The organism is Novilysobacter erysipheiresistens (genome assembly GCF_036663935.1).
GTDB lineage: Bacteria > Pseudomonadota > Gammaproteobacteria > Xanthomonadales > Xanthomonadaceae > Novilysobacter > Novilysobacter erysipheiresistens.
On the sequence record NZ_JAXGFP010000007.1, the window covers coordinates 188,774 to 213,955 of the forward strand.

Annotated in this window: 18 protein-coding genes and 1 riboswitch; of the genes, 10 read left to right on the forward strand and 8 right to left on the reverse strand. The window is 67.0% G+C overall.

Annotated elements, in window-relative coordinates:
• The first annotated feature begins 54 nt into the window (after positions 1-54).
• Both SNE34_RS13600 and SNE34_RS13605 read left to right on the forward strand, forming a co-directional pair.
• Entirely contained in the window at positions 55-1,845 is a 1,791-nt protein-coding gene (locus SNE34_RS13600; protein ID WP_332618133.1) for a phosphoenolpyruvate carboxykinase (GTP), read from the forward strand.
• Between the two features lie 60 nt (positions 1,846-1,905).
• A complete protein-coding gene (locus SNE34_RS13605) occupies positions 1,906-3,012 on the forward strand; it encodes a tetratricopeptide repeat protein (protein ID WP_332618136.1) in 1,107 nt (368 codons plus the stop codon).
• A 32-nt stretch (positions 3,013-3,044) separates the two neighbouring features.
• On the opposite strand, the gene SNE34_RS13610 is transcribed toward SNE34_RS13605, so the two are convergent.
• Positions 3,045-4,562 (reverse strand): tetratricopeptide repeat-containing sulfotransferase family protein, encoded by a 1,518-nt coding sequence (locus SNE34_RS13610; RefSeq protein WP_332618138.1) that lies wholly within the window; start codon positions 4,560-4,562, stop codon positions 3,045-3,047.
• Positions 4,563-4,582: 20 nt separating this feature from the next.
• Positions 4,583-5,533 (reverse strand): class I SAM-dependent methyltransferase, encoded by a 951-nt coding sequence (locus SNE34_RS13615; RefSeq protein WP_332618140.1) that lies wholly within the window; start codon positions 5,531-5,533, stop codon positions 4,583-4,585.
• Between the two features lie 142 nt (positions 5,534-5,675).
• Here SNE34_RS13615 and SNE34_RS13620 point away from each other — a divergent pair, with 142 nt between their 5' ends.
• From SNE34_RS13620 to SNE34_RS13635, 4 genes are all read left to right on the forward strand, one after another.
• Positions 5,676-6,158, forward strand: coding sequence for a hypothetical protein (locus tag SNE34_RS13620; protein WP_332618142.1), 483 nt, complete (start codon positions 5,676-5,678; stop codon positions 6,156-6,158).
• Positions 6,159-6,189: 31 nt separating this feature from the next.
• Positions 6,190-8,034, forward strand: coding sequence for a tetratricopeptide repeat protein (locus SNE34_RS13625; protein ID WP_332618144.1), 1,845 nt, complete (start codon positions 6,190-6,192; stop codon positions 8,032-8,034).
• 87 nt (positions 8,035-8,121) lie between these two features.
• Complete coding sequence (locus SNE34_RS13630) at positions 8,122-9,414, forward strand: aspartyl/asparaginyl beta-hydroxylase domain-containing protein (RefSeq protein ID WP_332618146.1); 1,293 nt, start codon at positions 8,122-8,124, stop codon at positions 9,412-9,414.
• 70 nt (positions 9,415-9,484) lie between these two features.
• Positions 9,485-11,101 (forward strand): tetratricopeptide repeat-containing sulfotransferase family protein, encoded by a 1,617-nt coding sequence (locus tag SNE34_RS13635; RefSeq protein WP_332618148.1) that lies wholly within the window; start codon positions 9,485-9,487, stop codon positions 11,099-11,101.
• Positions 11,102-11,213: 112 nt separating this feature from the next.
• Here the strand turns inward: SNE34_RS13635 and SNE34_RS13640 are convergent, their stop codons facing one another.
• From SNE34_RS13640 to hslO, 3 genes are all read right to left on the reverse strand, one after another.
• A complete protein-coding gene (locus SNE34_RS13640; RefSeq protein WP_332618150.1) occupies positions 11,214-14,129 on the reverse strand; it encodes a TonB-dependent receptor domain-containing protein in 2,916 nt (971 codons plus the stop codon).
• Between the two features lie 361 nt (positions 14,130-14,490).
• Positions 14,491-15,354: an XOO1806 family protein gene (locus SNE34_RS13645; protein WP_332618152.1), complete on the reverse strand. Its 864-nt coding sequence runs from the start codon at positions 15,352-15,354 to the stop codon at positions 14,491-14,493.
• 119 nt (positions 15,355-15,473) lie between these two features.
• Complete coding sequence (gene hslO / locus SNE34_RS13650) at positions 15,474-16,403, reverse strand: Hsp33 family molecular chaperone HslO (protein ID WP_332618153.1); 930 nt, start codon at positions 16,401-16,403, stop codon at positions 15,474-15,476.
• A 137-nt stretch (positions 16,404-16,540) separates the two neighbouring features.
• Here hslO and mtgA point away from each other — a divergent pair, with 137 nt between their 5' ends.
• Genes mtgA through SNE34_RS13665 form a run of 3 tightly spaced genes read left to right on the forward strand, consistent with a single transcriptional unit; the run spans position 16,541 to position 18,756 of the window.
• Complete coding sequence (mtgA, locus tag SNE34_RS13655) at positions 16,541-17,269, forward strand: monofunctional biosynthetic peptidoglycan transglycosylase (RefSeq protein WP_332618154.1); 729 nt, start codon at positions 16,541-16,543, stop codon at positions 17,267-17,269.
• Between the two features lie 55 nt (positions 17,270-17,324).
• Positions 17,325-18,368 (forward strand): glycosyltransferase family 2 protein, encoded by a 1,044-nt coding sequence (locus SNE34_RS13660; protein WP_332618155.1) that lies wholly within the window; start codon positions 17,325-17,327, stop codon positions 18,366-18,368.
• Complete coding sequence (locus tag SNE34_RS13665; protein WP_332618156.1) at positions 18,328-18,756, forward strand: CBS domain-containing protein; 429 nt, start codon at positions 18,328-18,330, stop codon at positions 18,754-18,756. Before SNE34_RS13660 ends, SNE34_RS13665 begins: the two co-directional genes overlap by 41 nt.
• A 168-nt stretch (positions 18,757-18,924) precedes the next feature.
• Here the strand turns inward: SNE34_RS13665 and SNE34_RS13670 are convergent, their stop codons facing one another.
• On the reverse strand, positions 18,925-20,835 hold the full coding sequence (locus SNE34_RS13670) for an AsmA family protein (RefSeq protein ID WP_332618157.1): 1,911 nt from the start codon (positions 20,833-20,835) through the stop codon (positions 18,925-18,927).
• Positions 20,836-20,913: 78 nt separating this feature from the next.
• Positions 20,914-22,533: a peptide chain release factor 3 gene (locus SNE34_RS13675; protein ID WP_332618159.1), complete on the reverse strand. Its 1,620-nt coding sequence runs from the start codon at positions 22,531-22,533 to the stop codon at positions 20,914-20,916.
• 177 nt (positions 22,534-22,710) lie between these two features.
• On the opposite strand from SNE34_RS13675, the gene SNE34_RS13680 reads away from it, so the two are divergent.
• Positions 22,711-23,820, forward strand: coding sequence for an HDOD domain-containing protein (locus tag SNE34_RS13680; RefSeq protein ID WP_332618160.1), 1,110 nt, complete (start codon positions 22,711-22,713; stop codon positions 23,818-23,820).
• Positions 23,821-23,876: 56 nt separating this feature from the next.
• Here the strand turns inward: SNE34_RS13680 and SNE34_RS13685 are convergent, their stop codons facing one another.
• On the reverse strand, positions 23,877-24,869 hold the full coding sequence (locus SNE34_RS13685) for a peptidoglycan DD-metalloendopeptidase family protein (RefSeq protein ID WP_425604545.1): 993 nt from the start codon (positions 24,867-24,869) through the stop codon (positions 23,877-23,879).
• A gap of 131 nt (positions 24,870-25,000) precedes the next feature.
• Positions 25,001-25,120, forward strand: a riboswitch (SAM riboswitch).
• The last annotated feature ends 62 nt before the right edge of the window (positions 25,121-25,182 follow it).

Consider the following 25,182-nt stretch of genomic DNA (forward strand, 5'->3'; position numbering starts at 1 on the left):
TTCCGTTGTCCGGGACCGCTGTCCTTTCGATTCAACCGGCTGGAGGCCAATGCCGTGAATGCAATTTCCCAGGATGCCGTCGCTTCCGCGAGTGGCAGCAAACTCGAGGCGCTGAACGCGTGGGTCGCGGAGGTCGCCGCGCTGACCCGCCCCGATACGATCCACTGGTGCGATGGCAGCGACGCCGAGAACGCCGCCCTGACCGCGAAGATGCAGGCCGACGGCACCCTGATCAAGCTCAACGAACAGACCCACCCGGGCAGCTGGTTGCATCGCTCCGACCCCGACGATGTCGCCCGGGTCGAACACCTGACCTTCGTCTGCACCAGCGAGCGCGACGACGCCGGTCCGAACAACCACTGGATGGCGCCGGCCGACGGTCACGCGCAGATGGACGCGCTGTTCGACGGCTGCATGGCCGGCCGCACGATGTACGTGGTGCCGTATTGCATGGGGCCGATCGGCTCGCCCCTGTCGCGGTGCGGCGTGGAGATCACCGACAGCCCGTACGTGGTCGCCAACATGCGGATCATGACCCGCATGGGCGCGCCGGCGCTGGCGCGGATCGAGAAGGAAGGGGCGTTCGTCAAGGGCCTGCACTCGACCGGCGAGCTCGACCCCAACCGCCGCTTCATCATGCATTTCCCCGAGGAACTGACGATCAAGTCGTACGGCTCCGGCTACGGCGGCAACGCGCTGCTCGGCAAGAAATGCCACGCCCTGCGCATCGCCAGCCACCAGGCCCGCTCCGAAGGCTGGCTGGCCGAGCACATGCTGATCCTCGGCCTGCAGAATCCGCAGGGCGACACCCACTACATCGCCGCCGCGTTCCCGTCGGCCTGTGGCAAGACCAACCTGGCAATGCTGATCCCGCCGGAGGGCTACCTCAACGACGGCTGGAAGATCACCACCGTCGGCGACGACATCTGCTGGATGCGTCCGGGCGCGGATGGCCGCTTGTACGCGATCAACCCGGAAGCCGGTTTCTTCGGCGTCGCCCCGGGCACCTCGAAGAAGTCCAACCCCAATGCGCTGGCCTGCCTGCAGCGCGACGCGATCTTCACCAACGTCGGCGTGACCGCCGACAACCAGCCGTGGTGGGAGGGCCTGGACAACGGCCAGCAGCCGGCCACCGATTGGCGCGGCGAGCCGTACGATGCCGCCAAGCGCCCGGCCGCACATCCCAACTCGCGTTTCACCGTCAGCGCCAAGTCCTGCCCGAGCTACTCGCCCGAGGCCGAAAACCCGGCCGGCGTGCCGATCTCGGCGATCGTCTTCGGCGGCCGCCGTGCCTCGCTGGTGCCGCTGGTGTTCGAGGCGCGCGACTGGACCCATGGCGTACTCGTCGGCGCCGCAATGGGCTCGGAGACCACTGCCGCCGCCACCGGCGCGGTCGGGGTGATGCGCCGCGACCCGATGGCGATGAAGCCGTTCTGCGGCTACAACTTCGCCGACTATTTCAGCCATTGGCTGTCGTTCGACAACGGTGCCAACAAGCTGCCGAAGATCTTCCACGTCAACTGGTTCCGCAAGAGCGACGCCGGCAAGTTCATGTGGCCGGGTTTCGGTGACAACCTCCGCGTGCTGGAGTGGATGATCGGCCGGGTCAAGGGCGAGGCGGGTGCGGTCGAGACCCCGATCGGCTTCCTGCCGACCGACGCCGACCTCAACCTCGACGGCATCGAACTCGACGACGAGGCCCGGGCCAAGCTGTTCGGCTTCGAACAGGCCGGCTGGCAGGCCGAGTTCGCCAGCATCGGCGAGTACCTCGGCGAATACGGCCCGCGCATGCCGCAGGCGCTGAAGGACGAACAGCAGCGGATCGCGGCGAAACTGGCCGACTGAGCTTCAGCTGCCGGGCGTATACTCGTTGCAGGTGGTTAACCCGACCCGAATACGGGGGGTATGCGCATGTTGACCTGGGCGATGGTGGTGGCGCTCGCGATGTCCGGCTCGATCCCCGACCCGGCACCGCCAGTCTGGGGCGGAGAGTTGTTGTCCGCCCCCGCGCCCGTGGCGGAATTGCCGGAATGGGACGAGGTGGTCGCAGTGCCCCCTTCGCTGCGGGCGCAACTTGACACCCAGGTCCTGCAGCACTCGTGGACGTCGCAGCAGCGCATGCGGCGGATCGTCGAGTTCATGCTCGATCCCGACGGGCTGGCGCTGAGATACGACCTGGACACCACACGTACGGTCGCGGAGACGTTCCGTGACCGGCAGGGCAACTGCGTCTCCTTCACCTTGACCTTCGTCGCCCTCGCCCGCGAAGCCGGTCTCGATGCTTACGTCCAGGAAGCCGACGAGGCGCTGGTGTGGCTGCAGGGTGGGGGCATGATGTTCTATGCCGGCCATGTCAACGCCGGCGTGCGCATCGGCGGGCGGCGATACGTCGTCGATTTCGAGCGCAACGTGGTCGCGACGTCCACACCGCCCGAGGCGATCAGCGACCAGCGTGCGCTCTCGCACTGGTACAACAACCGCGGAGCGGAGCGGTTGATGGGCGGTGACATCCCGGGCGCGCGTTCGTTGCTGGAGGCCAGCGTCGAGTTGGAGCCGGATTTCGTCCCGGCGTGGAACAACCTGGGTGTGTTGCGACTGCGCAGTGGTGAACCCGAAGCCGCCGAACGCGCCTACCTGGTCGCCCTGGAGCACAAGCCGGAACACGTGCCAACGCTGTCCAACCTCACCGGCCTGTACCAGCAACTCGGCGAAAAGGACGAGCTCGCCCGGTACCAACGCAAGCTCCGGGACGTGCAGCGCAGCGATCCCTACCGCAACTTCGTGCTCGGTTTCCAGCACGAGAGCCAGGGTGACAACGCGCAGGCGCTGGCGTACTACGAGCGCGCAATCGGACTGCATGGCCGGGAACCGCGATTCTTCATCGCCGCGGCCCGCATCCACACCGAACTGGGACATTTGGAAGAAGCCGAGCGTTCGCTGCAGCGCGCACGAGCGCTGAGTGGTGACAGCGACCGCGACATTTCCCGGACCGGTTTCCGGGTTCGCAGATAAATCCAACCCGGCCGGACTCGACCTGCCTGGATTCAGCCGACGTCGGTGACGCCGGCTGCGCGCAGTGCTTGGCGCAAGGGCAAGAGGTGGGTGTCGTAGTTGCGCCAGCGACCCGACGCGTTGCCATGCAGTGGCTGGCGAACCTGCCACAGGCTCGCGGTCTTGACCGTGTTGTCGAGGCGGTAGAACTGCAGGCACTGTTCCTCCCACGGCAGCCCGAGAAAATCGAACAGCGGCGGCAGCGCGGCTTTCGGATCGGCTACGAACCCGTCGTAGTCGAACTCGAAGATGCTGTCCGGGTACAGCGCCTGCCAATGCGCCATCAGGCGCCGGTACTGGCCGTAGTAATGGCCGATGTCGGCGAGGTCGGCCGAGTAGTCGACGACCCGCAGGTTGAGGTGCTGCAGGAACACCGACAGGCCATTGTCGAGCGGATTGCGGACCGTATGGATGATCTTCGCCGCGGGAAACAGGCGTTTGATCAGGCCGATCAGGACGAAGTTGTCGGGCCGCTTGTCGGTGATGAAGGCGCTGTTGGCGCTTCCCTCGGGGAACACCTGCGCCAGGTGCTGCCGGTAGCCGTCGGCTAGCGCGGCATCGCGCGCCGGGTCGACGATGGCCATCGACTGCGGGAACGGCGCGAGCGGGCCGAGGGCCAGTCGACGCAGATAGTTGAGTTCGCCACCTGCCGTCACTTGCGAGTGCGCGGCTAGGACCTGTTCGATCAGGGTCGACCCGGAGCGGAACAGGCCGCAGACGAACAGCGGTTCGGCCACGGCCGCGGCCACGGCCGGCTTGGCCGGGGGAGCGGGTTCGGCAATGGCAAAGGTCTTGATGAGCGCTTCGGTCAGTTGCTCGGAACGGGCGCGGTCATAGGCCCGGCCCGATTGGCGCAACAGCCAGCGATTGCCCTTGGCAAAGGCATCGAAGGCGAGGTCGTAGGCTTTGAGCCGGTCGTAGGCGTGGCCAAGCGCGAAGTACAGATTGATCCGAACCGTATGGCTGCACGGTGTCGCCGCCGCCTCGCGCAACCGCGCCAGCATCGGATCGTCGACGCTGGTGGGAGGTCGCAGGTTCGCACTGCGCGCCAGGGCCTCGAAACGCAGCTCCTGATGGGGATCGCCAGGCCTGGGAGCGTCAGCCAGTATCTTGTCGTAGCAGGCCAGCGCAGCGGTGCGGTCGCCGCGTTCCTCGCGCAGGTTGCCCAGGTTGAGTTGTGCCGGCAGATAGCCAGGGTCGATCGCCAGTGCCGCCATGAGTTCGCGCTCGGCGTCTTCGTCGCGGCGCAAGTGGTCGGAGTAGATCACCGCGCGGTTCAGGTGCACTTCCTCGGGCCGCCGGATGCCGCGTGCCAAGGCCTGGCCGTAGGCTTCGAGCGCATCCTCGTACTGCGCTTCGGCCTTGAGCAGGTAGCCCAGTTCGTACCAGCCCTCGGTCGACTCGGGCTGCTCCGCGAGCACCCGGCGGAAGATCCCGATCGCCTCCATGCGCCGACCTTGCTGGTGCAGCGAGGCAGCCTGGCGCATGAGGGCGCGGTTCTGCGCGCTCATCGCCGTTTCCGTACCGGCCATCAGTCGCGGTGGAGCTGCAACTGCCAGCCGACGAGGTTGCTGCCGGCGTAGTGCAGCAGCGAGCGTTCGATGAGGCTGAAGCCGGCAGTCGCGGCCGCCTGCTCGATTTCGTCCATCTGCTGCGGCGTGCGGGCGTGTTCGATCAGGTCGTTCAGGCCGCGCACCGAGGCGCGCAACTCGGCCTCCGCACGGTCGACCTCCAGGCCGACGTCCTGCGGCTTCATCTGCCGGCGGGCTTCGAGCAGTTTCTTGATGCCGTCCAGGGCCGCAGACAGGATCCAGCCGGCGCCATGCTTGCGGGCGTCCTCCAGCCCCTTCTTCAAGGTCTGGATGGCGGCGCGCAGGTCTTCATCGGCGCGCTGGATGGTTCCCGGAATGGCCTGATCCATCGTCACCAGGCGGTGCAGGCGACGGTAAGCCTTGGTTTCGGTGAACACCAGGTCGGCTTCGGCGCTCGAGGTCAGCGCACCGCGCACGAACATCGAGTCGGGATGATGGAGGACGAACTGGACGTTGCCGCCCGGCTTGAGCACGCGGTGGATCTCGATCAGTGCGCGGGCGACGTCGGTGTACTCCAGCGCGAAACTGCCGCTGACCGCGTCGAAGCTTCCGTCTTCGAACGGCAAGCGCTCGGTGGCCACGCCGGCATGGAAGCGGATGCCTGCCAGCCGGCGGGCTCCGTCGGCGACATGCCGTTGCGGATTGATCCGGGCCAGGTCGGCGCCATGGATGTCCCAGCTCAAGCTGCGCTCCGCCGCGGTTTCAGCCGCGATCAACGCAACCACGCCATTGCCGGTGCCGACGTCGAGAATCCGTGCATGGTCGGGCAGCATCGAGAAAAATTCGACCCACGATGCCCGCACTTCAAGATCGACACCGCCATCGCGGGCGGTCGGACAGGTGGCGAGCGTGCCGCGCCGGTAATGGGCTTCCCACTGTTCCAGATTCAAAGGTCGGGTACTCCTGCTGACTGGCTTCGATTATAAGGTTTGGGGTGGCACTATACGGGCCTGTGTCGCGCGTTGCGGACTCCGCCGGGCGGCTGCCGATCGGCACCTGACGATGGGCGTCTAACGATCAAGGAATCAGCTGATGGCAAGAGTGTCGTTGTTCGTCGCCGCAGTGGCCGTGCCGTGCTGGCTGGCCGCGGCAACTTGCGCCGCCGTGGCGCAGGAGCCGTCGCATGCCTGTGCAGGCGTGGCGGAACCGGCCGAGCGTCTGGCGTGCTATGACGCGGCCTTCCCGCCGCTGAGCGACCCCGAGGCGCTGGCACGCGCCAGGGAAAAGGCGGTCGCCGAATTCGGCCTGAGCACGGATCAGTTGCGCGAACGCGACCCCAGCCGCGTCCGCGATGAACCTTCCCGGATCGAAGCCTCGGTGTCTGGCCTGAGCCAGCGTGGCGACGGCGCCCGTGTGATTACCCTCGACAACGGCCAGGTCTGGGTGCTGACCAAGGTCACGTCCAAGGGCCCGTTGAATATCGGTGACAAGGTGAAGGTCCGTGCGGCCGCGCTGGGAACGTACATGCTGGTGACCCCGGGCGGGGTGCCGCTGCGCGTGCGCCGCATGGACTGAAGCGATGGTCTCGACAGGTGCCCCGCAAGCCTTGAGCGCGGACCAGTCGAGGCGCCTGGAAACCGCGCTTCGGGTGGTGCGCCAAGGCGACCATGCCGGTGCACTGGAGATCGCCCGACGGGTGGTGGCGGAAGCCGCGAGTGCGCCCGATGGCCACCAGTCGCTGGCGATGATCCTGTCCGAGGCCGGCGATGCCACCCAAGCCGAGGCGGCATTCCGCCAGGCTTTGCAACTCGCGCCGGCGCATCCGCTGATCCTGGTCAACTATGCGGCGTTCCTGCGCAAGTTCAATCGTCCGGCAGAAGCGCTGGGAGTGCTTCGTCGAGCGGTCGATGTGCAGCCCGGGTTTGCCAAGGCCTGGATCGACCTCGGCCTGACTGCGCTGGGTCTCGGCCAAAGCGGGCAAGCCCTCGACGCGCTGGAGCGGGCGGTGCGCCTGCAACCCGAATCGGTGTTGGCCTGGCATGCGTTAGGCAATGCGCGACGGCGCACCGATGACCTGGAAGGGGCGGACGCGGCATTCTCGCGTGCCGTCGAACTCAACCCGGGGTATGCGGCGGCGTGGGTCAACCTTGGCGCGGTCCGGCGCTTGTCGGGCCAGCCCGGGTCGGCGGTCGCGTGTTTCGAAAAGGCGATGCAGGCCGGCTATTCCGGACCCGACCTGGCCGATGCGCTGGCGGGGGCGCTGCTGGATGACGGCCAGCCGTCGGCCGCGCTGGAGCGCGCACGGACGGTCACCCGGAATCACCCCGAGTTTGTTGGTGGCCACGCCACGCTCGCCAACATCCTGTGGGAGCACGGGCCGGCGCTGGAGCCCGGCTGCGACCCGATGGAGGAGTTTCGAGCTACCGTTCGCGCCCGTCCGAACGACCTGGCGCTGGGTCTGGCGTTTGCCCGCATGCTGCTGTCTGCCCGCATGGCCGATGAAGCGCTTCAACAGGTCCGGCGCCTGCGGACGCAGTCCGACCATGTCGCATTCGCCACGCTGGAAGCCGAAGTGCTGCAGTCTCAGGGGCGCACCGAGCAGGCCGGGGCGCTGTACGCCCGGTTGCAGGACACCGCGCTCGGCCGCGATCCAGGCTTCCTCAACACCCATGCGCGTCACCTGCTGATCGCGGGCAGGTACGAAGCTGCCGCGGAGCGCGCCGACGAGGCGACCCGTATCGATCCCGACAACCAGACGGGATGGGCGTACCTCGCCACCGCCTGGCGAATGCTGGACGATCCGCGCGAGTTCTGGCTCTGCGATTACGACACCCTGGCCTCGCTGGAAGCGATCGATCCGCCCGCTCGGTTCGCCGATCAGGACGGGTTCCTCAAGGCATTGGCTGCCATCCTGGAACCGATGCACCTGGCGCGTCGCGAACCGGTGCAACAGAGCCTCCGCGGCGGTTCGCAAACTCCGGGCCGGTTGTTCGGTCGTGGCGATCCGGTGCTCCAAGCCACCCAGGTTGCGTTGCGCGACGCGATCGATCGCTGGCTGGCGAAGCTGCCTTCCGACGACAGTCATCCGTTCCTGCGGCGCAAGGCGCGCACGGTACGTTTCGGCGGCTCGTGGTCGGTCCGGCTGTGGTCCTCCGGAAGCCACGCCAACCACGTGCACCAGGAGGGGTGGATGAGTTCGGCGTTCTACGTGTCATTGCCGCCGTCGGTACGTTCGCCGCCACCCGGAAATCCCGCAGCCGGTTACCTGCAACTGGGACAGCCGCCGGTCGAGCTGGGGCTGGACCTTCCGCCGCGCCGGGTGATCCGGCCCGAACCGGGCAAGCTGGCCCTGTTCCCGTCGTATCTCTGGCATGGCACGGTGCCGTTCGAAGACACGATTCCACGGCTGTCCATCGCGTTCGACATGACCCCGCTCGATCGTCATCCGTGATGGGCGCTATCCTTCCCCGGTACGGCGTGGACACGGGGTGGACACGGGATATCCACTGGTGACTCGGAGCTTGTGTTGAACGTAGCCTTGAATTCCCTGGTCGACGCGGCACGGAAGGCCGCCGGCCAAGGTCGCTGGAACGAAGCCGAGCAGCTGTGGCGCCAGGTGCTGGCCGTCGAACCCCGGCACGCGCAGGCGCTCTACAGCATCGGCGTGCACGCCTTCCAGCGCGGTCAGCTGAGCGAGGCCCTGCAAGCCCTGCAGGCGGCGCACGCGGCATCGCCCAAGGACCCGGTGGTATTGCTGAGCATCAGCGTGGTTCTGCGCGAGCAGGGCGACGGTACAGCCGAGCTGAAAGCAATCGAGGCCTGCCTGGCGGCCGATCCCTATTTCCTGCCCGGATTGCTGGCCAAGGCCGAGTACCTCGAGCGCCATGGCCGCATCCGCGCGGCGGCAACCGTGTACAAGAACGCGTTGCAGGCGGCGCCGCCGGAAGCCAAATGGCCGCCGTCGTTACGCGCGCAGCTGTTGCATGCGCGGACACAGGCGCAGCGCTACGGCAACGAGCTGGCAAGCTTCCTCGCCGATCGCATGGGCGCGCGAATGGACCGGCTGACCCCGGCGGAAGCGGAGCGTTGGCGCGAAGCCGGTGCCATCGTCAGCGGGCAGTCCAACGTCTACCCGTCGGTGTGCAGCCGCTTGCAGATCCCGCGCTTGCCGGCGATTCCATTCTTCGAGCGTGATGCCTTCGACTGGGTCGAGGCACTGGAAGCCAAGACCGCGGCGATCACCGCCGAACTGACCGCCGCGCTTGCGCAGCAACAGGACCAGTTCACGCCGTATGTCGCCTACCAGCCAGGGACCCCGGTCAACCAGTGGCAGGAACTCAACCATTCGCGGCGCTGGAGCAGCTATTTCCTGTGGGCCCACGGCCAGCCCGTGGATGCACATCTGCAGCAGTGCCCGGAAACCGCGCAGGCGCTGGGCGCGGTCGACATGGCCGACATCGGCGGGTTGTGTCCGAATGCGATGTTCTCCGCCCTCGCACCGCATACCCATATCCCGCCGCACCACGGCGAGACCAATGCACGTGCCGTGGTGCACCTGCCGCTGATCGTTCCCGACAACTGCACCTATCGGGTCGGTTTCGAGCGCCGGCGCTGGAAGGTCGGGGAGATACTCGCGTTCGACGACAGCATCGAGCATGAAGCCCGCAACGACAGCGACGAATTGCGGGTGGTCCTGATCTTCGATGTCTGGAACCCGTTGCTGTCCCAGGGCGAGCGCGACATGGTGAGGACGCTGTCGGCGGCGACCCGCGAGTTCCAGGCCCAGGACGCACCGGGCCGTATCGCCGCGAGTACCACCCAGCCGAGCTGAACACACGATTCGGCGCCCCTGGCGATGACCCGTAAGATGAGCGTCTTACGGCATTGACAGAGGGGATTACATGATTGGCGCGCAAACAGGCACGGCAGGCGCATACGCCGCATTCCAGCGACAGATCGGGCAGGGCTACGACCTGCTGAAGCAAGGCCGGTTGGATGATGCCCGCCACTTGAGCGAGCGGCTGCTGGCGGCCCATGCCGACAACGCCGAAGCGTTGTACCTGGCCGGCGAGGTCCAGCTCGAAGCCGGTGATGCCGACGCCGCTCTGGCGCTGATCTCCCGCGCGGTCGAAGTGGCGCCCGGACAGTTTGCGCTGCTGTTGAAGAAGGCGCGCATCCTGAACCTGCTGCGGCGCCGCTCGGAAGCGAAGCAGGTCGCCGGGGAAGCCGCCGCGGTGGCTGCCAACAACGGGCGGGCGCTGTGGGCGGTCGGTTCGGTCCATGGCCGGTGCGGCGACCCGGCCACCGAGCGCCGGTTCTACGAACGCGCGCGCGCAGCGGGAGTTCAAGATCCCGCCCTGTTGTACGACCTTGCCACCGCCCAGTTCTTCACCGGTGATTTCGCCGCGGCCGAAGAGAACCTGGATGCGTTGCTGGCCGACGCCCCCGGCACCGGGCATGCGCTGTACCTGCGTTCGACCCTGCGCCGGCAGACCGAGGCCAACAACCACGTGGCCGAGCTCCAGGCGCGGCTGGATGCAGGGGTGCTGGACGACACCGGCCGCGCCGCCTGCCTGTATGCGCTTGCGAAGGAGTTGGAGGATCTCGGCAAGGCCGAAGAGTCGTTCTCCGCCCTCAGCGAGGGAGCTGCGCTCAAGCGTCGGACCCTGAGCCATGATGCAGTGGCCGAACGCGAAGCGATCGCTGCCATTGCCGGGACGTGGTCGGCGGAGTCCATGAAGGCGCCAGTCGAGGGCCATGACGAGGCGGGCGCCATCTTCGTCGTCGGCATGCCGCGAACCGGCACCACATTGGTCGAGCGCATGCTTGGGCGCCACAGCGAAGTGGGCTCGGCCGGCGAGCTGCTGGATTTCGGCCAGCTGCTCATGGCGGCAGTGCAGAAAGTGCGGGCTTCCGATCCGGCCAAGACGCCGGCGCAGGCCTCGCGGCTGATCGACTTCGCCGCCCTCGGCCGCGACTACATGGCCAGTGCCCGCCAGGCCGCCGCTGGTAGCCCGGTGTTCGTCGACAAGATGCCGATCAACTTCATGTACTGCGGCCTGATCCGCAAGGCCCTGCCGAATGCGCGGATCGTCCACCTGGTACGAGATCCGCTGGACACCTGCTACGCGGTCTACAAGACCCTGTTCAACCAGGCTTACCCGTTCTCCTACGCGCAGGACGAGCTGGGGGCGTATTACGCCACCTATCACCGACTGATGCAGCACTGGCATGCGGTCATGCCCGGCGACATTGTCGACGTCCATTACGAAGATCTCGTGGCCGACGTCGAAGGGCAGGCGCGGCGCATCCTCGCCCATTGCGGGCTGGACTGGCAGGACGCTGTGCTCGCATCGACTTCGGACCACGACGCGCCGTCGATGACCGCCAGCGCCGCGCAGGTGCGCGAGCCGGTCCACAGCCGTTCCGTCGGCAAGTGGCGCAACCACGAGGCGGGACTCGCGCCGCTGGTGGCATCGCTGGCCGCGGCGAGGCTGATCGATTTGCCCTCGGGCTGAAATCCGCGGCGGCATTTAGCGCAGGGGATCTCCGCGGGCATCCGCGGAGATCCAAAAAAAAGCGGCGGGCCGAAGCCCGCCGCCAAAGTACGACTAGGTCTGGAACTGGATCTTAGAACTTGAAGCTGACGCTGCCGAAGATGTAACGACCAGCCTGGTCGTAACCGCCCGGGGCGTTGCCGTTGGTGGCGTTGTTGGCACCCACCAGCGGCGGCTCCTTGTCGAACACGTTGTTGACGCCGACGGTGACTTCGGTGAAGTCGCCGATGTACGCCGAACCCGACAGGTCGATGTAGCTGGTGGCCTCCAGCTCACCATCGCCCAGGCAGCCCTGGCTGGCGTCGCCGCAGAGCAGCTTGTCGCCGAACAGGTCACCGTTCTCGTCGGCGTAGTCCAGCGCGCCGAAGTAGCGCCACCGGAGGTTGACCGAGTAGAAGTCACGCGAGTAGTTCAGGCTGGCGATATGGCGCCATTCGTGCGTGCGGCAGTTGGTGTTGATGAAGCCCGTGCAGTCGAACGTCGCGTCCTCGTTCAGGCCCGGCAGCGGGGTGATCGTCTCGTCCAGCTTCCAGGTACCGTTGAACGAGGTGTTGAACCGCCCACCCAGCATGTCCCAGCGGTAACGGGCACCGAAGTCGATGCCGTTGGTGTGGATCTCACCAAAGTTGTCGGTGAGGTTGACCACACGGCCCGAGGTGTCTTCCTGGCCACGGAACAGGTCGTAGGACAACGCGTTGCGCTGGACCTTGTCGCACAGGAACGGGTCGCCGGACAGTGCGCAGTACTGCACGATCGTGCCGGCACCGATGGTGGAGATGGTGTCGGTGATCTTGATGTCGTAGTAGTCGATGTTGAACTGCGCGTTCTCGAACGGCGTCAGCACGATACCCGCGGTGAAGGTGTCGCCGACTTCCGGGTCGAGTTCCAGGTTGCCACCGATGAACTGGTTGTTCTGGTTCGCCGGGTTCTGCGGCACGGTGCCATAGGCGTCAAGCGGCACGCCGGTGTTGAGGCACTGCTCCGGGGTCAGCTCCGGGGTCGGGCCCGCGCACGGGTCGGCCACGGTGTACAGCGCCAACTGCTGGGAGCTGAACAGGTCGCCGATGCTGGGTGCGCGGATCGCATGGTTGTAGCTGGTGCGGAAGTTGACCATGCCCATGTCGGCGTTGAATCCGACCTTCCAGGTGTTGGCCTGGCCGGAACGGGTGTAATCCGACAGGCGGTAACCCAGGTCCATGTCCAGGCTGTTGACGAAACCGACGTCGTTGAGCAGCGGCACCGCCGCTTCCATGAAGATTTCCGAGACGTTGGTCTTGCCGCTCAACGGGATCGAGGCGCCACCGGAACCGGCGAAGTCACCGGCCTGGCTGATGGCGTCGGCGGTGAAGTCGAAGGTCTCTTCGCGCCACTCGGTACCGACCACGACCGCGACGTTGTCGCCATCGACCCACGGCATGCTGAAGCCGGTGTCGCCGGTGACATAGGCGTTGATGCTCTTCAGGGTGGTGCGGGTCTTGTCCATGCTGACGCCGGCCAGCGCGCCTGCCGCCTCGGGGGTCACGCCGCCCGGGACGAACACCTGGTACGGGATGCAACCGTCAAAGGTGTTGTCGTCCTGACAACCGAGGATCGCCGCTTCGATGCGCGGGTTGATGAAGTCGTTGAAGCCCTGGGTGTCGTCGCTGACCGAGCCGTAGATGTACGCGGCGTTGTACGACCAGGCATCACCCAGCGCACCCTTGACGCCACCGACGAAGCGGAACGTATTGTTCTCGGTGTCGGTGCGGCGCGGACCGCCTTCGATGTTGCGGCGGGCGACGTAGATGTTGACCGGCAGGGTCGGATCCTGACCGAGATCGGAGCACAGGCTGCCGAAGATCGGGTTGGCGCAGTCCTGGTCGGCCAGCAGCGAGAAGAACACGCCCGACTCCGCGACCTGGATCGAGCTGTTCTTGTTGACGAACATCGTCTGCAGGTACGGGGTGAAGTGCTCGTTGATCTCGTACTCGAGCGAGCTGCCGAAGGTGTACCGCTCATCGGGGCGCTGGTAGTAGTTGATCGGCGCGTAGTTGTAGGGCGCACCATACGCGGTGTCGAACGAGCCATCCGGCAGCAGGCCGCCGCTGGTGCCGTTGACCACTTCGCCGTCGGCGTCCAACTGGTAGACGTAGAAGTTACCGGTGGCATTGGTGGCCGAGCCGCCGCAGGCCGTACCGGCACCGTTCAGCGCACAGGCCGAGTAGTCACGATCACCCTGGAACAGCGGATCGTTCTTGCGCCAGGTGGCGTACGCCATGGCGTGACCGGCGCCATCGGCGAAGCTGCTGCCGATCGCGAAGTCGATGTTGCGCGAGATGCCGCCGAAGCCGGAGTCGCCGGACGGACGCTCGAACCCGCGGTCGTCGATCAGGCCCGAGATGTAACCGTTGTCGTTGTCATGCTGGTAGGCCGAGTAGCCGGCGCTCAGGCTGACACCCTCGAACTCGTTGTCGAGGATGAAGTTGACGACGCCGGAAATCGCATCCGAACCGTACACCGCCGAGGCGCCGCCGGTCAGGATGTCGACGCGCTTGACCACCGAGGCCGGGACGATGCTGATGTCGCGGACTTCGAAGTTGCCCGGCGGCAGGCGGAAGCCGTTGACCAGGGTCAGGGTGCGGGCCGCACCGAGGCCGCGCAGGTTGACGGTGGCGTAGCCGGTCGCGCCGTTGTTCTGGAACGAGTCGAACGTCGGGGCCAGCTGCGGGTACTGGTTGACCAGTTCCTCGACCTTGGAGGCGCCGGCGTATTGGAAGGCTTCTTCCTGGATCTCGGTCACCGGGGACGACGAGGTCACCGTCTGGCTCTCGATGCGGGTACCGGTCACGACGATGGTGTCGAGCTCGGTGGCCTGTTCCTGCGCGGTCGGCTGGGCCGGTGCAGGCGGGGTGTCCTGGGCGAAGGCGACGCCGGTACCGGCGATGCCCGTCGCACCGACGACGAGCGCGAATACGATCGCGTCGCGGAGCTTTGTGGTCTTAGGGGTCATCTCTCTCTCTCTCCAAGTGAGTCTTGGGTTATTCCCATGGGAACCCGCCGGTCGGAGTCAAGAAAGACACCAAATCCGGCAAGGTCGAGCCGATAGTACCCGCCCCCGAACAAAAATTAAAGTGTCGTTAATATTTTGGGTTGATAGCGTTGGAGAGGTCGAAATTTACTTTTAAAATCAATGATGTATGCAATTCCGTCGAGTATGGTTTCGTGCCCGAATCCACTCTTTCGCTCACAGATGCCGTCGCGGGCACGCGCAAACGTCCCCGACGATGGGGCCGTCGTTGAAGGTATGGGGAGGAGCGGGGGGAGTTGCGGGGAGCGCGGAGCCGCCGCTGTCGCCAACTAGAGCGGGAAGCCTAGAGGTCCTGCTCGTAACGCACGTAGGGCACGGTGCCCTCGTCGCTGTCGGTGTTGTCGGGCGCGAACGGATTCTTGCCGCGGGTCACCACGTTCTCGGCACCGACGGTGAGCTTGCCGCTCCACGGGGTGCGCCAGGTCAGGCCGATGCCGAGGCCTTCCCAATTCTCGGCCGCGCTCGCGGAGTCGACCACGCGGCCGACGATGCTGGCCGAGAAGTCACCGATGCCCGCACCGACGGTCACGCTCTTGGTGTTCCAGCGATCGGCCAGTGCCGGCACGTCGCCGGCGGGAATCAGGCGCGCACGCGCCCAGGTGCCGCCGATCGAGACAGTCGCCTCGCGGCCGATGGCCTGCTCGCCATAGACGGTCAGGCTGTTCTGGTCGATCCGGCTGTTGCGCCCGTTCGGGCTGAGCCACGCCGGTAGCGTGTCGCGACCTTCGCCGATCGACAGGCCCAGCCTGGTGTCGGCGCGGCTGACGCTGGCGCCGGCCGAAACCTGCCGACTGCCGCTCCTGCCATCGTGGTCGAGCGCCGCGAGCAGGCAGTGGTTGGCGAGGTTGCCGATGGTGCCGGCCAGGCCGGTCTTGCGATCGCAGACCAGGCCGAGGTTCTCGCCGGCTGACAGGCCGAAGGCGGCGTCGAGGGTGGTGCGGCCAACCCGCCAGCGCGCACCGGCGCTGGACGTGCCGGTGGGCTCCAGCAGCAATACCGCTTCGAGCTTGCCGCTGTTGTTGTTCCACACCGGCAGCACGGTGGCATCGCTGCGACTGGCCGGCTTGGCCTGTTGCGCATGCGCGCCCGCGGCCACGCCAAGGGCGAGGAGCAGGGCAAGCGGCAGGCGTAGCAGGCGTGTAGGCATCGGTGTCGAATACGACCGGGACGGACCGGCGGAGTTCCCCCAACTAATGATTCGATACTAGGACGTTTATGATTATTTAACAATCAACGCAGCGTGAAGACGGTCGCATTGCGGCCAATTCATTGCAGGCGCTCCGGGGCGTCCAGTTCGGCGGCGGAAACGGCCAACAATTCGCGTACCTGGGCCTCGTCGAAGCGGTAGTGCTGGCCACAGAATTCGCAACGGATGTCGGCTTCGCCATCGGTCACGGCAGCGAGCGCTTCGGCCTCGCCGAGCGAAGCCAGCATCGACTCGACCCGTTCGCGCGAGCACGAACAGGCGAAACGCAACGGCTTGTCGCCGACCAGGCGGACACCATCCTCGTGGAACAAGCGGGTCAGCAGGGTCGGGATCGGCAGCTCCAGCAGCTCGTCGGAGTCGAGGGTGTCGAACAAGGCGCCGACACGCAGCCAACCGTCGTCGTCGCCCTCGTCGCCGGGCAGCTTCTGCAGCATCAGGCCGGCGGCACGTTCGCCGTTGCTGGCCAGCAGCAGCCGGGTCGGCAATTGCTCGGACTGGCGGAAGTAGTCCTCGAACGCGCCCGCCAGCGATTCGGCCTGCAACGATACAAGCCCTTGGTAGCGCATCGGCTCGCGATCGCCACGGGCCGGGTTCTCGATAGTGATCGCCAGCACCGCGTCGTCGCCGAGTTCGCGCAGGTCGCGCGAAACCGGCCCGGCGCCCTCCTCGAACTGGACGATGCCGCGCAGGGTGCCGGCCGCGGTGCATTCGACGAACAGCGTCCGCAGGCCGCCGTTGCCGCGCAACTGGACCGACAGCCGGCCATCGACCTTGGCATGGCCAGTAAAAAGGGCGGCCGCGGCGGCGGCCTCGCCCAGCAGCTCGATCGCCGCCGGCGCCTGCTCGATGGCATCGGATGCGCGCTCGCGGATCTGTTGCCAGGTGTCGTGCAGGTGCACCAGTACACCGCGCACGCCGGCGCCTTCGATCAGGAAGCGGCTCAGCTGGTCGCGGTCGGCGTCGGTGGGACTCGGGGCGGTCTGGGTCATCTTGGTCGGGTCGTGTCGAATGGCGTCCGGGGGAACCGGTCCGGGCCGTGGGCATGGCGGAACGTACGCCGGCCATGCTTCCATGGTGTTTGTCTGACAAGCGCGAAGATGGGGGCGCCGCCCGGCCGGTGCAAGACATGATCGACAACCCGAAACCCGCCCGCCGCCGGCGCCGTCGCTGGCTGCGCCGACTGTTCGCCCTGCCGCTGCTGTTCGTCCTGCTGACCACCTTGCAGGTAGCGGCGCTGCGCTTCATCGATCCGCCGTTCAGTGCGTTCATGGTGGGGCGCCAGTTCGATGCCTGGCTCGACGGCAACTGGGGGTTCCGGGTCGCCCATGACTGGCGCGACCGCGACGAGGTGTCCTCGCACCTGCCGGTGGCGGTGATCGCCTCGGAGGACCAGCGCTTCGCCGATCACCACGGGTTCGACCTGGAGGCGATCGCGAAGGCGCGACGCAGCAACGCGCGCGGCGGCAAGGTGCGTGGGGCCAGCACCATCAGCCAGCAGACTGCCAAGAACCTGTTCCTGTGGAGCGGCCGCAGTTGGCTGCGCAAGGGCGTGGAGGCTTGGTACACGCTGCTGATTGAGACGCTGTGGCCGAAGACGCGGATCGTCGAGGTCTACGTCAACATCGCCGAGTTCGGCGACGGAGTGTACGGCGCGCAGGCGGCCGCTCGGACCTATTTTGGCAAGGACGCGTCGCAACTGGGGCCGGCCGAAGCCGCGCGGCTGGCGGCGGTGTTGCCGAGCCCGAAGCGCTACAGCGCGGCGCGACCGGGACCTTACGTGCAGCGACGCACCCGCGCGATCCAGCGGCAGATGCGGCAGATCGGTGGGACGGGATATCTGGAGCGACTGGAGTAAGGCGGCTCACGGCCTCTTTGGGAGCGACTGCTCCGTGGTCGGCTACCATGCGCGGATGAGCCCCGCTGCCGCCCTGCATGACCGTCTGACCGTCGTCGCTGCCGCCTTCAACGAGGCCGACAGCCTGCCGGCGCTGCAGCCGCGGATTGCCGCGGCACTGGACGCGGTCGCTGCCGAGCACGGACTGGAATGCCGGGTCCTGTATGTCGACGACGGCAGCTCGGACAACACTTGGCAGGTGTTGCAGCAACTGGCTGCGGCCGATACACGCATCGCCGTGCTGCGGCTGTCGCGCAACTTCGGCAAGGAACTCGCGTTGACCGCCGGGCTCGACCATGTCGAGTGTGGCGCAGCGCTGATCATCGACGCCGATGGCCAGGATCCCCCGGAACTGATCCCACAGTTTGTCGAACGCTGGCGCCAGGGCTTCGACGACGTCTACGGCACCCGGCTCGAACGCGAGGGCGAGGGCTGGCTCAAGCGCGGCACCGCGCATGCGTTCTATCGGGTGATCGGCCAGTTGTCGAAGACCCCGATCCCGGCCGATACCGGCGACTTCCGGTTGCTGTCGCCGCGTGCGTTGCATGCCTTGCAGCAACTGCGCGAACGCCATCGATTCATGAAGGGCCTGTTCGGTTGGGTCGGCTTCAACCGCGTCGCCATTGCCTACCACCGGCAGCCGCGCGCGGCCGGGACCAGCAAGTTCAATTTCTGGCGGTTATGGAACCTCGCGCTGGAGGGCATCACCAGCTTCTCTACCGCGCCGCTGCGGCTGGCGACCTATCTCGGGCTGCTGACCGCGCTGGTCGCTTTCGCTTACGGAGCCTGGGTCATCGGCAAGGCGCTGCTGTGGGGCGACCCGGTGCAGGGCTGGCCGACCATGATGGCGGTGATCCTGTTCCTCGGCGGGGTCCAGCTGATCGCGCTGGGGTTGATCGGCGAGTACCTGGGCCGGCTGTACGAGGAGTCCAAGCAGCGGCCGCTGTACCTCGTTGACGTCTGGCAGCCGGCGACGGGGGTATCCTCGGGCCAGGTCCACGTGGTCGAGGGAGACAGCCATGCGCAGCGTCCGCCATCTGCTCGAAGCAAAAGCGCCTGAGGTTCATTCGATCGGCCCCGATGCGCCGGTGATCGACGCGATCCGGCTGATGGCCGAGAAAGGCATCGGCGCACTGGTGGTGATCGACGCCGGACGCTTGGCCGGGATGGTCTCGGAGCGCGACTACGCCCGCAAGATCGTGCTGCAGGGGCGCTCGTCCTCCGACACCCCGGTGCGCGAAATCATGACCAGCGACGTGCTCAGCGTCGGGCCCGACGACACCGCCGACCACTGCATGCAGATGGTCACCCACCGGCGTATCCGCCACCTGCCGGTGGTGGTCGACGGTGAGGTGGTGGGGCTGGTGTCGATCGGCGACCTGGTCAAGGCGGTGATCGAGGACCAGCAGCTCGAACTGGACCAGTTGCAACGCTATATCGCCAGTTGAAGGGGCCGGTCGCAGCGCAGGCTCATGTAGGAGCGACGTAAGTTGCGACCCATTGGAAATTGCGATCGAGACGATGCCTCGCCCCGCATGAATCAGCATCGCGCGATTGATGAAACGCGTTGAACGCGGTGTCATCGTGTTGTCAGTGGGTCGCGACTTACGTCGCTCCTACTTCGCGTATTGACCGCCGCAGGCGGCATCTTCCCCAGGTCCCAGTTCCAGCGTCGCCAGCAGTGCCGCCGGTGGGGCGATGCTACCGAGGGTCAAGGCAATGGCGGCGCGAAGGCCGATGCGGCCGGCGTCGGGCTTGAACGTGGGGGCTTTGAACGTGCCGCCGACCAGCAGCGGCGAGCGGAACGCGAACAGGCTGCGGTCCTTCGGCCGTGGGCGGATGGTCAGGTCGAAACGCTCGTCCTGCAGGTCGATCGTACCTTCACCCATCAGGATCGTGTCGGTGGTGTCGAACGCGAGCGAGCGGGCGGTCATCACCCCGTCGTCGACACTGAAGTCGCCGAACGCGCAGCGGATCGGGATCAGCCGGTCCTCGGTCAACTTGAACTTGATGGTCTCGGCGACATCGATCCCGGCCATCTCCATCAGCAGGTTGCTGATCTTGCCGCGACCGATGCCGAGCGCCACCTCGCCGTCGCTGCTGCCGAGCATCTCCGCCACCGAATTGCCGCTGCCGGCCAGCTGGACGTGGCCGCCGACCTTGCCGATCGCGTTCTGCGCCAGTTCGACCTCCGGCAACAACTGCGACAGGTCGAGGCCACGGGCGGTGATGTCGGCCCTGGTACGGATCGGCGACTGGCGCGCGTCCATCCGGATGGTCGAGCGGATGTCGCCGCCGGCGACGCCGAAGTTCAGCGGGTCCAGCCGCAGCACGCCGTTCTCCAGCAGCAGGTGTGCATCCATGTCGTCCAGCGGCAGCGAGGGCGAATTGATCCGCTGCGCGCGCAGGCGCACGTCCGCATCCATCGCGCGCAGCTTGTCGAGTTCGTACGGGGTGTCGGGCAGCACCCGGGCGTTCGCGTCCGCGCGGGCGTCGGCGGCATCGGTTTCGGGATTGCTCGACTCGCCGTCGGCATCCGGCGCGCCGCCGACGAAACCGGCGAGGTCATCGAAATCGAGCCGCTTCGAACGCAAGTCGGCGCGCAGGTATGGGCGCTCGCCGGCGGTGTCGATGTTGGCGTCGCCGGCGAGGTCGCTGTCGCCGACGGCGCCGGTGAAGTCGTTGTAGGACCAGATGCTGCCGTCGCGGCCGAGACGGCCGTCGAGTTCGTACGGCGGCGTCGTCGGCATCGCGATGCCGATCAACGGGTACAGGTCCTCGAGGTTGGCGCCGCCCAGCTTGAACTGCAGGTCGAAATCGCGCAGGCGCAGCGGATCCAGCAGGCTGCCGCGGGCATGCGCGCGGGTGGCACCGGCGCGCGCGCGGACGTCGATGCGGTAGGGGCTGTCGGGGTCGCGCAGCGCCATCGGTGACTCGGCCCGGCCCTGCAGCGAGAACCCGTTGCCTTGCCAGCGGCCGCCGCCTTCGACGGTGATCGGCGGAGCGGCATCGTCCGCGCCTTTGCCCGCGGGTTTGACGGTGGCAACGTCGACCTTGATATCGGTGTCGTTGGCGGCGTCGAGGAAGCGCAACCGGCCCGCATCGATCCGGACCCGACGGAACTGCATGTCGCCGTCGCCGGGTTCGCCGAACTGCCAGTTGCCGCCGCCGTCGGGTCCGGTTTCCAGGTGCAGGCGCGGTGCAACGAGGTGCAGGGTCGTAATACGCACGTCACCCGTGAACAGGGGTTTCAGCGCGATGCTGAACTCCAGGCGCCGTGCTTCGGCCATGGTCCGCACCTTCGACCAATCGGCATTGCCGAAGCGAAGCTCGTCGACGCGGATGACGGGCGCCCAGCCGAGATCGACATCGAGATCGCCATTGATCTCGAACTCACGACCGGTGCGGGCCTCGACCTGGCGCTCGATCGGCCCTTTGAACCAGTTCCAGTCCCACAGCAGGACCAGCACGGCCAGGCCGAGCAACAGCAGCGCCGCGATGCCCAGCCACAGTCGGCGGCGGCGCATCGCGACCTCCGAAGTGTCGTGGTTGGCGACAGCTTCGGCAGCGGGCGGTAAAGCGGGAGTGAACGCGTTGTCGCGGCGTCAGTCGACCGCCACCGCGTGCGCATGCTCGCGGGTGGCGAGGAAATCGACGTCGGGCGCGCGCTCCTGCGCCAGTTGCAGGTTGATCCGGGTCGGGGCGAGGTAGACCAGCTGGCCGGCCGCGTCGAGCGCGAGGTTCATCGCGTTCTTGTCGCGGAACTCCTCGAGCTTCCTGGCGTTGTCGCAGCGGATCCAGCGGGTGGTCGCGACCGCGACCGGCTCGAAGATCGCGTCGACCCCGTACTCGTCCTTGAGCCGGTAGGCGACCACATCGAACTGCAGCACGCCGACCGCGCCGAGGATCAAGTCGTTGCTCATCAGCGGCCGGAAGAACTGGGTCGCGCCTTCCTCGCTGAGCTGGGCCAAACCCTTCTGCAACTGCTTGAGCTTGAGCGGGTCGCGCAGCCGGGCGCGGCGGAACAACTCGGGCGCGAAGTTGGGGATGCCGGTGAAGCTGAGCTTCTCGCCCTCGGTGAAGGTGTCGCCGATCGACACCGTGCCGTGGTTGTGGATGCCGAGCACGTCGCCCGAATACGCGGTCTCGGCGATCTCGCGGTCGCTGGCCATGAACGTCAGCGCGTTGGCGAGCTTGAGCTCCTTGCCGCTGCGCACGTGGAACGCCTTCATGCCGGCGCTGAACTTGCCCGAGCAGATCCGCATGAAGGCGACCCGGTCGCGGTGCTGCGGGTCCATGTTGGCCTGGATCTTGAACACGAAGCCGGTCAGCGGTTCCTCGGTCGGCGCCACCTCGCGGGTGGTGGTCGCGCGCGGCTTCGGGCTCGGCGCGTGCCTGACGAAGAAGTCCAGCAGCAACTGCACCCCGAAGTTGTTGACCGCCGAGCCGAAGAACACCGGGGTCTGCTCGCCCGACAGGTACTTGTCGAGCTCGAACGGGTGGCTGGCGCCTTGCACCAGTTCCAGCTCGTCGCGCAACTCGGCCAATGCCTGCGCGCCGATTTTCTGCTCCAGCCCGGGATCGTCGATCGAGGCGAAGATGGTCGAGTCCTGCCGGGTGAAGTTGCGGCCCTGTTCGTACAGGTGGACCTCGCCGCTGAGCAGATGGACCACGCCCTTGAGCCGCTTGCCCATGCCGATCGGCCAGGTGATCGGCGCGCACTGGATGCCGAGCACGCTCTCGACCTCGTCGAGCAGTTCGATCGGGTCCTTGCCCTCGCGGTCGAGCTTGTTGATGAAGGTCATGATCGGCGTGTCGCGCAGCCGGCAGACTTCCATCAGCTTGATCGTGCGTTCTTCCACACCTTTCGCCACGTCGATCACCATCAGCGCCGAATCGACCGCGGTCAGCACCCGGTAGGTGTCCTCGCCGAAATCCGCATGGCCCGGCGTGTCGAGCAGGTTGACGATGCGACCGTCATACGGGAACTGCATCACCGAGGACGTCACCGAGATGCCGCGCTCCTTCTCCAGCGCCATCCAGTCGGAGGTCGCATGGCGGGTGGTCTTGCGCGACTTGACCGAGCCGGCCATCTGGATCGCGCCGCCGAACAGCAGCAGCTTCTCGGTCAGCGTGGTCTTGCCTGCATCGGGGTGGGAGATGATCGCGAAGGTGCGGCGCCGCAGGGCTTCGAGGGAAACTTGGTTGGAAGCCGGGTCGGACATGGCAAAGGCGCGCGCGATCGCGCCAGGCAGCGAAGGGGAGGGCGCGAATTATAGCTGGCCGCGGCTGGGGCCTTGCCAATCTGCGGCGGCAGTCACAGAAGCGGCGGTTCAGTCGACGCGGCGACGGCCGATATCGCCTGGGAGGCGGTGCATCCGCGACGTGATACGAGGAATCAGGTGCATATTGTCATCGTGGGGGACGAGGGTGGACGCGCGGCCGGGCTGGAGCTGGAACTGAACCAGGCGCTGGCGGATTTCGGCCTGGCCTGGGACGTGCGCTGGACCGCGTCGGCCGATGCGGCCTTGGCCGACGATGCCGCAGTCGACGTGCTGGTGTGCGAACTCGACGCCGGCGCGCAACGGGCCACCGCGGTGCTGTCGCAGCTGCGCCGCCAGCGTCCGGAAGTGGTGCGGATCCTGCTGCTCGAGAACGATCAGGATGCCGAGGCGTTGCAGGTACTCGACTGTGCACACCGGCTGCTGCGCAAACCGCTCGACGCCGGTGAGCTGATCGAGGCGGTGGAAAGCGTGATCGAGCTGCGCGAACTGCTCGACAACGCCGAGCTCAACCAGGCGATCGGCCGGATCGGCTCGCTGCCGCCGCCGCCCAAGCTCTACATCGACCTGACCCAGCTGATGCGCGACCCCGACACCAATACCGCCGAGGTCGGCAACCTGCTGTCGCAGGATCCGGTGCTGGCGGCCAAGGTGCTGCGGCTGTGCAACTCGGCCTACTTCTCCGCCGGACGCGTGGTCACCGACATCCGCGCCGCGGTGACCCGACTGGGCCTGCAGAACATCCAGCGGCTGGTGCTGGCGACCGAGGCGTTTGCCGGTACCGACGAGATCGATGGCGTCGATCGCGAAGCGATGCAGGCGCGCGCGCTGCGCACTTCGCGCCTGGCCGGGCAACTGCTTGGCGGGCCGAGCGCGGAACTGGCGGCCACCGCCGGCCTGCTGGCCGAGGTCGGCAAGTTGTTGCCGGGGGTTCGCTTCGCGACCGACGATGGCACCGAGCTGAATCCCGACGGTCCGCACTACGCCGAGGCCGGCGCCTATTTGCTGGGCCTGTGGGGGTTGCCGATGCCGATCGTCGAGGCGGTCGCCAACCACCAGCAGCCGGCGCGGATGCGGATGTCCGGGTTCTGGGTCGCCGGTGCGGTACACGTGGCATCGGCGCTGGTGGCCGACACCCCGGTCGACGAGGCCTACCTGCGTGCGGTCGGCCAGATCGACAAGCTGCCGAAGTGGCGCTCGATGGGCGAGCAACTGGTCGAGGCGGCGTAGCACGTCGATCATCCGGGGCGCGCTCGACCGATTCCGGATCGCGGCTGAAGCCGCTCCTACAAAGGCGTGGGGCTTTCGTCGACGATGCGCAGCGGCCCGACCGGGCCGCCCATCCGGAACGGCAACGACACCAGCCGCATGCCGCGGTTGACCTGCACCACGAAGTGCAGATGCGGCCCGGTAGTGAATCCGGTATTGCCGGACAAGCCGATCTGCTGCCCGCCGCGCACGCGCTGGCCGACGCGGACCAGCACGCCGCCGGGCTTGAGATGGGCGTACAGCGTCATCGCGCCGTCATCGTGCAGGATCCGCACGAAGTTGGCGCGACCGCCGTATTTGTCGCGGTCCAGCCCGGTGCGGTCGAAGCCGGACTCCACCTGCATCACCACGCCATCGCGCGCGGCCAGCACCGGGGTGCCGATCGGCGTGGCGAAGTCGACCGCGTAGCGGTTTTCCGGATCGCGATGGCTGAAGCGGCCGCCGTAGCCCTGGTCGATCCGCGGGCCCGAGCCGGGCAACGCGGCCAGTTGCAGCGGCAATTGGTACTGCACGTCCTGCGGCGCCGCGCTGGGATTGCCCGGCAGGCTGTCCATGCGCAACTCGAAGGACACCGGTTGCGCCGGTTCGCGCGCACGCAGCACCGCGACCAGTGCGCTGCCGTCGGCGGCGACCGTGGCGCGCGCCGGCAACATCGGATTGCCGACGGTGTTGTTGTGGCGGGTGAAGTCGAGCATCACCTCGATCGGTCCGGGCAGGCGGTTGTCGGCCCACACGTGGTAACGGTCGCCGACGGGTTCGATCCGCATGCGCGCGATCGCGGTCGGTTCGACGTACACCGGGATCGTGCTGACTTCGGCGTCGGCCTTCCGCGGAGGCTGGTCGCCGTAATGGGTGATGCCGTCGGCGTCGGTCCAGCGGTAGACCTGGCCGGCCTGCGCCACCGGGGCCAGCGCCAGCCAGAGTACCGACAGGACCACGAGCAGGGCAGGCGGCGCGCCCGCGGATATCGCCAGGCCGCGTGGCGTCGGGCACGAGGGTCGGGATGTCATGGCTGGAAGTCTATCGCCCGGGCGCGACCCGTCGCGGCAGCCGCCGCTTCCCTGATAACCGTTGGTTATATATATCGCTTCATACGGATAAAGCGATTGACAATAGCGAGGCGCCGCGGCAGACTGCCGGCCATCCATCGAGACCGGCTGAGGGACAGGCCCTTTGAAGCCGGGGCAACCCACCACTGCGCAAGCGGTGCGAAGGTGCCAATTCCTGCGGCCCGGTCGAGACCGGATCCGAAAGATGGTTGCGCCATTTGCCTCCCATGGAGGTGCGTGCGCATCCGTCGGCTCGATGGCCCACCGTCATTTC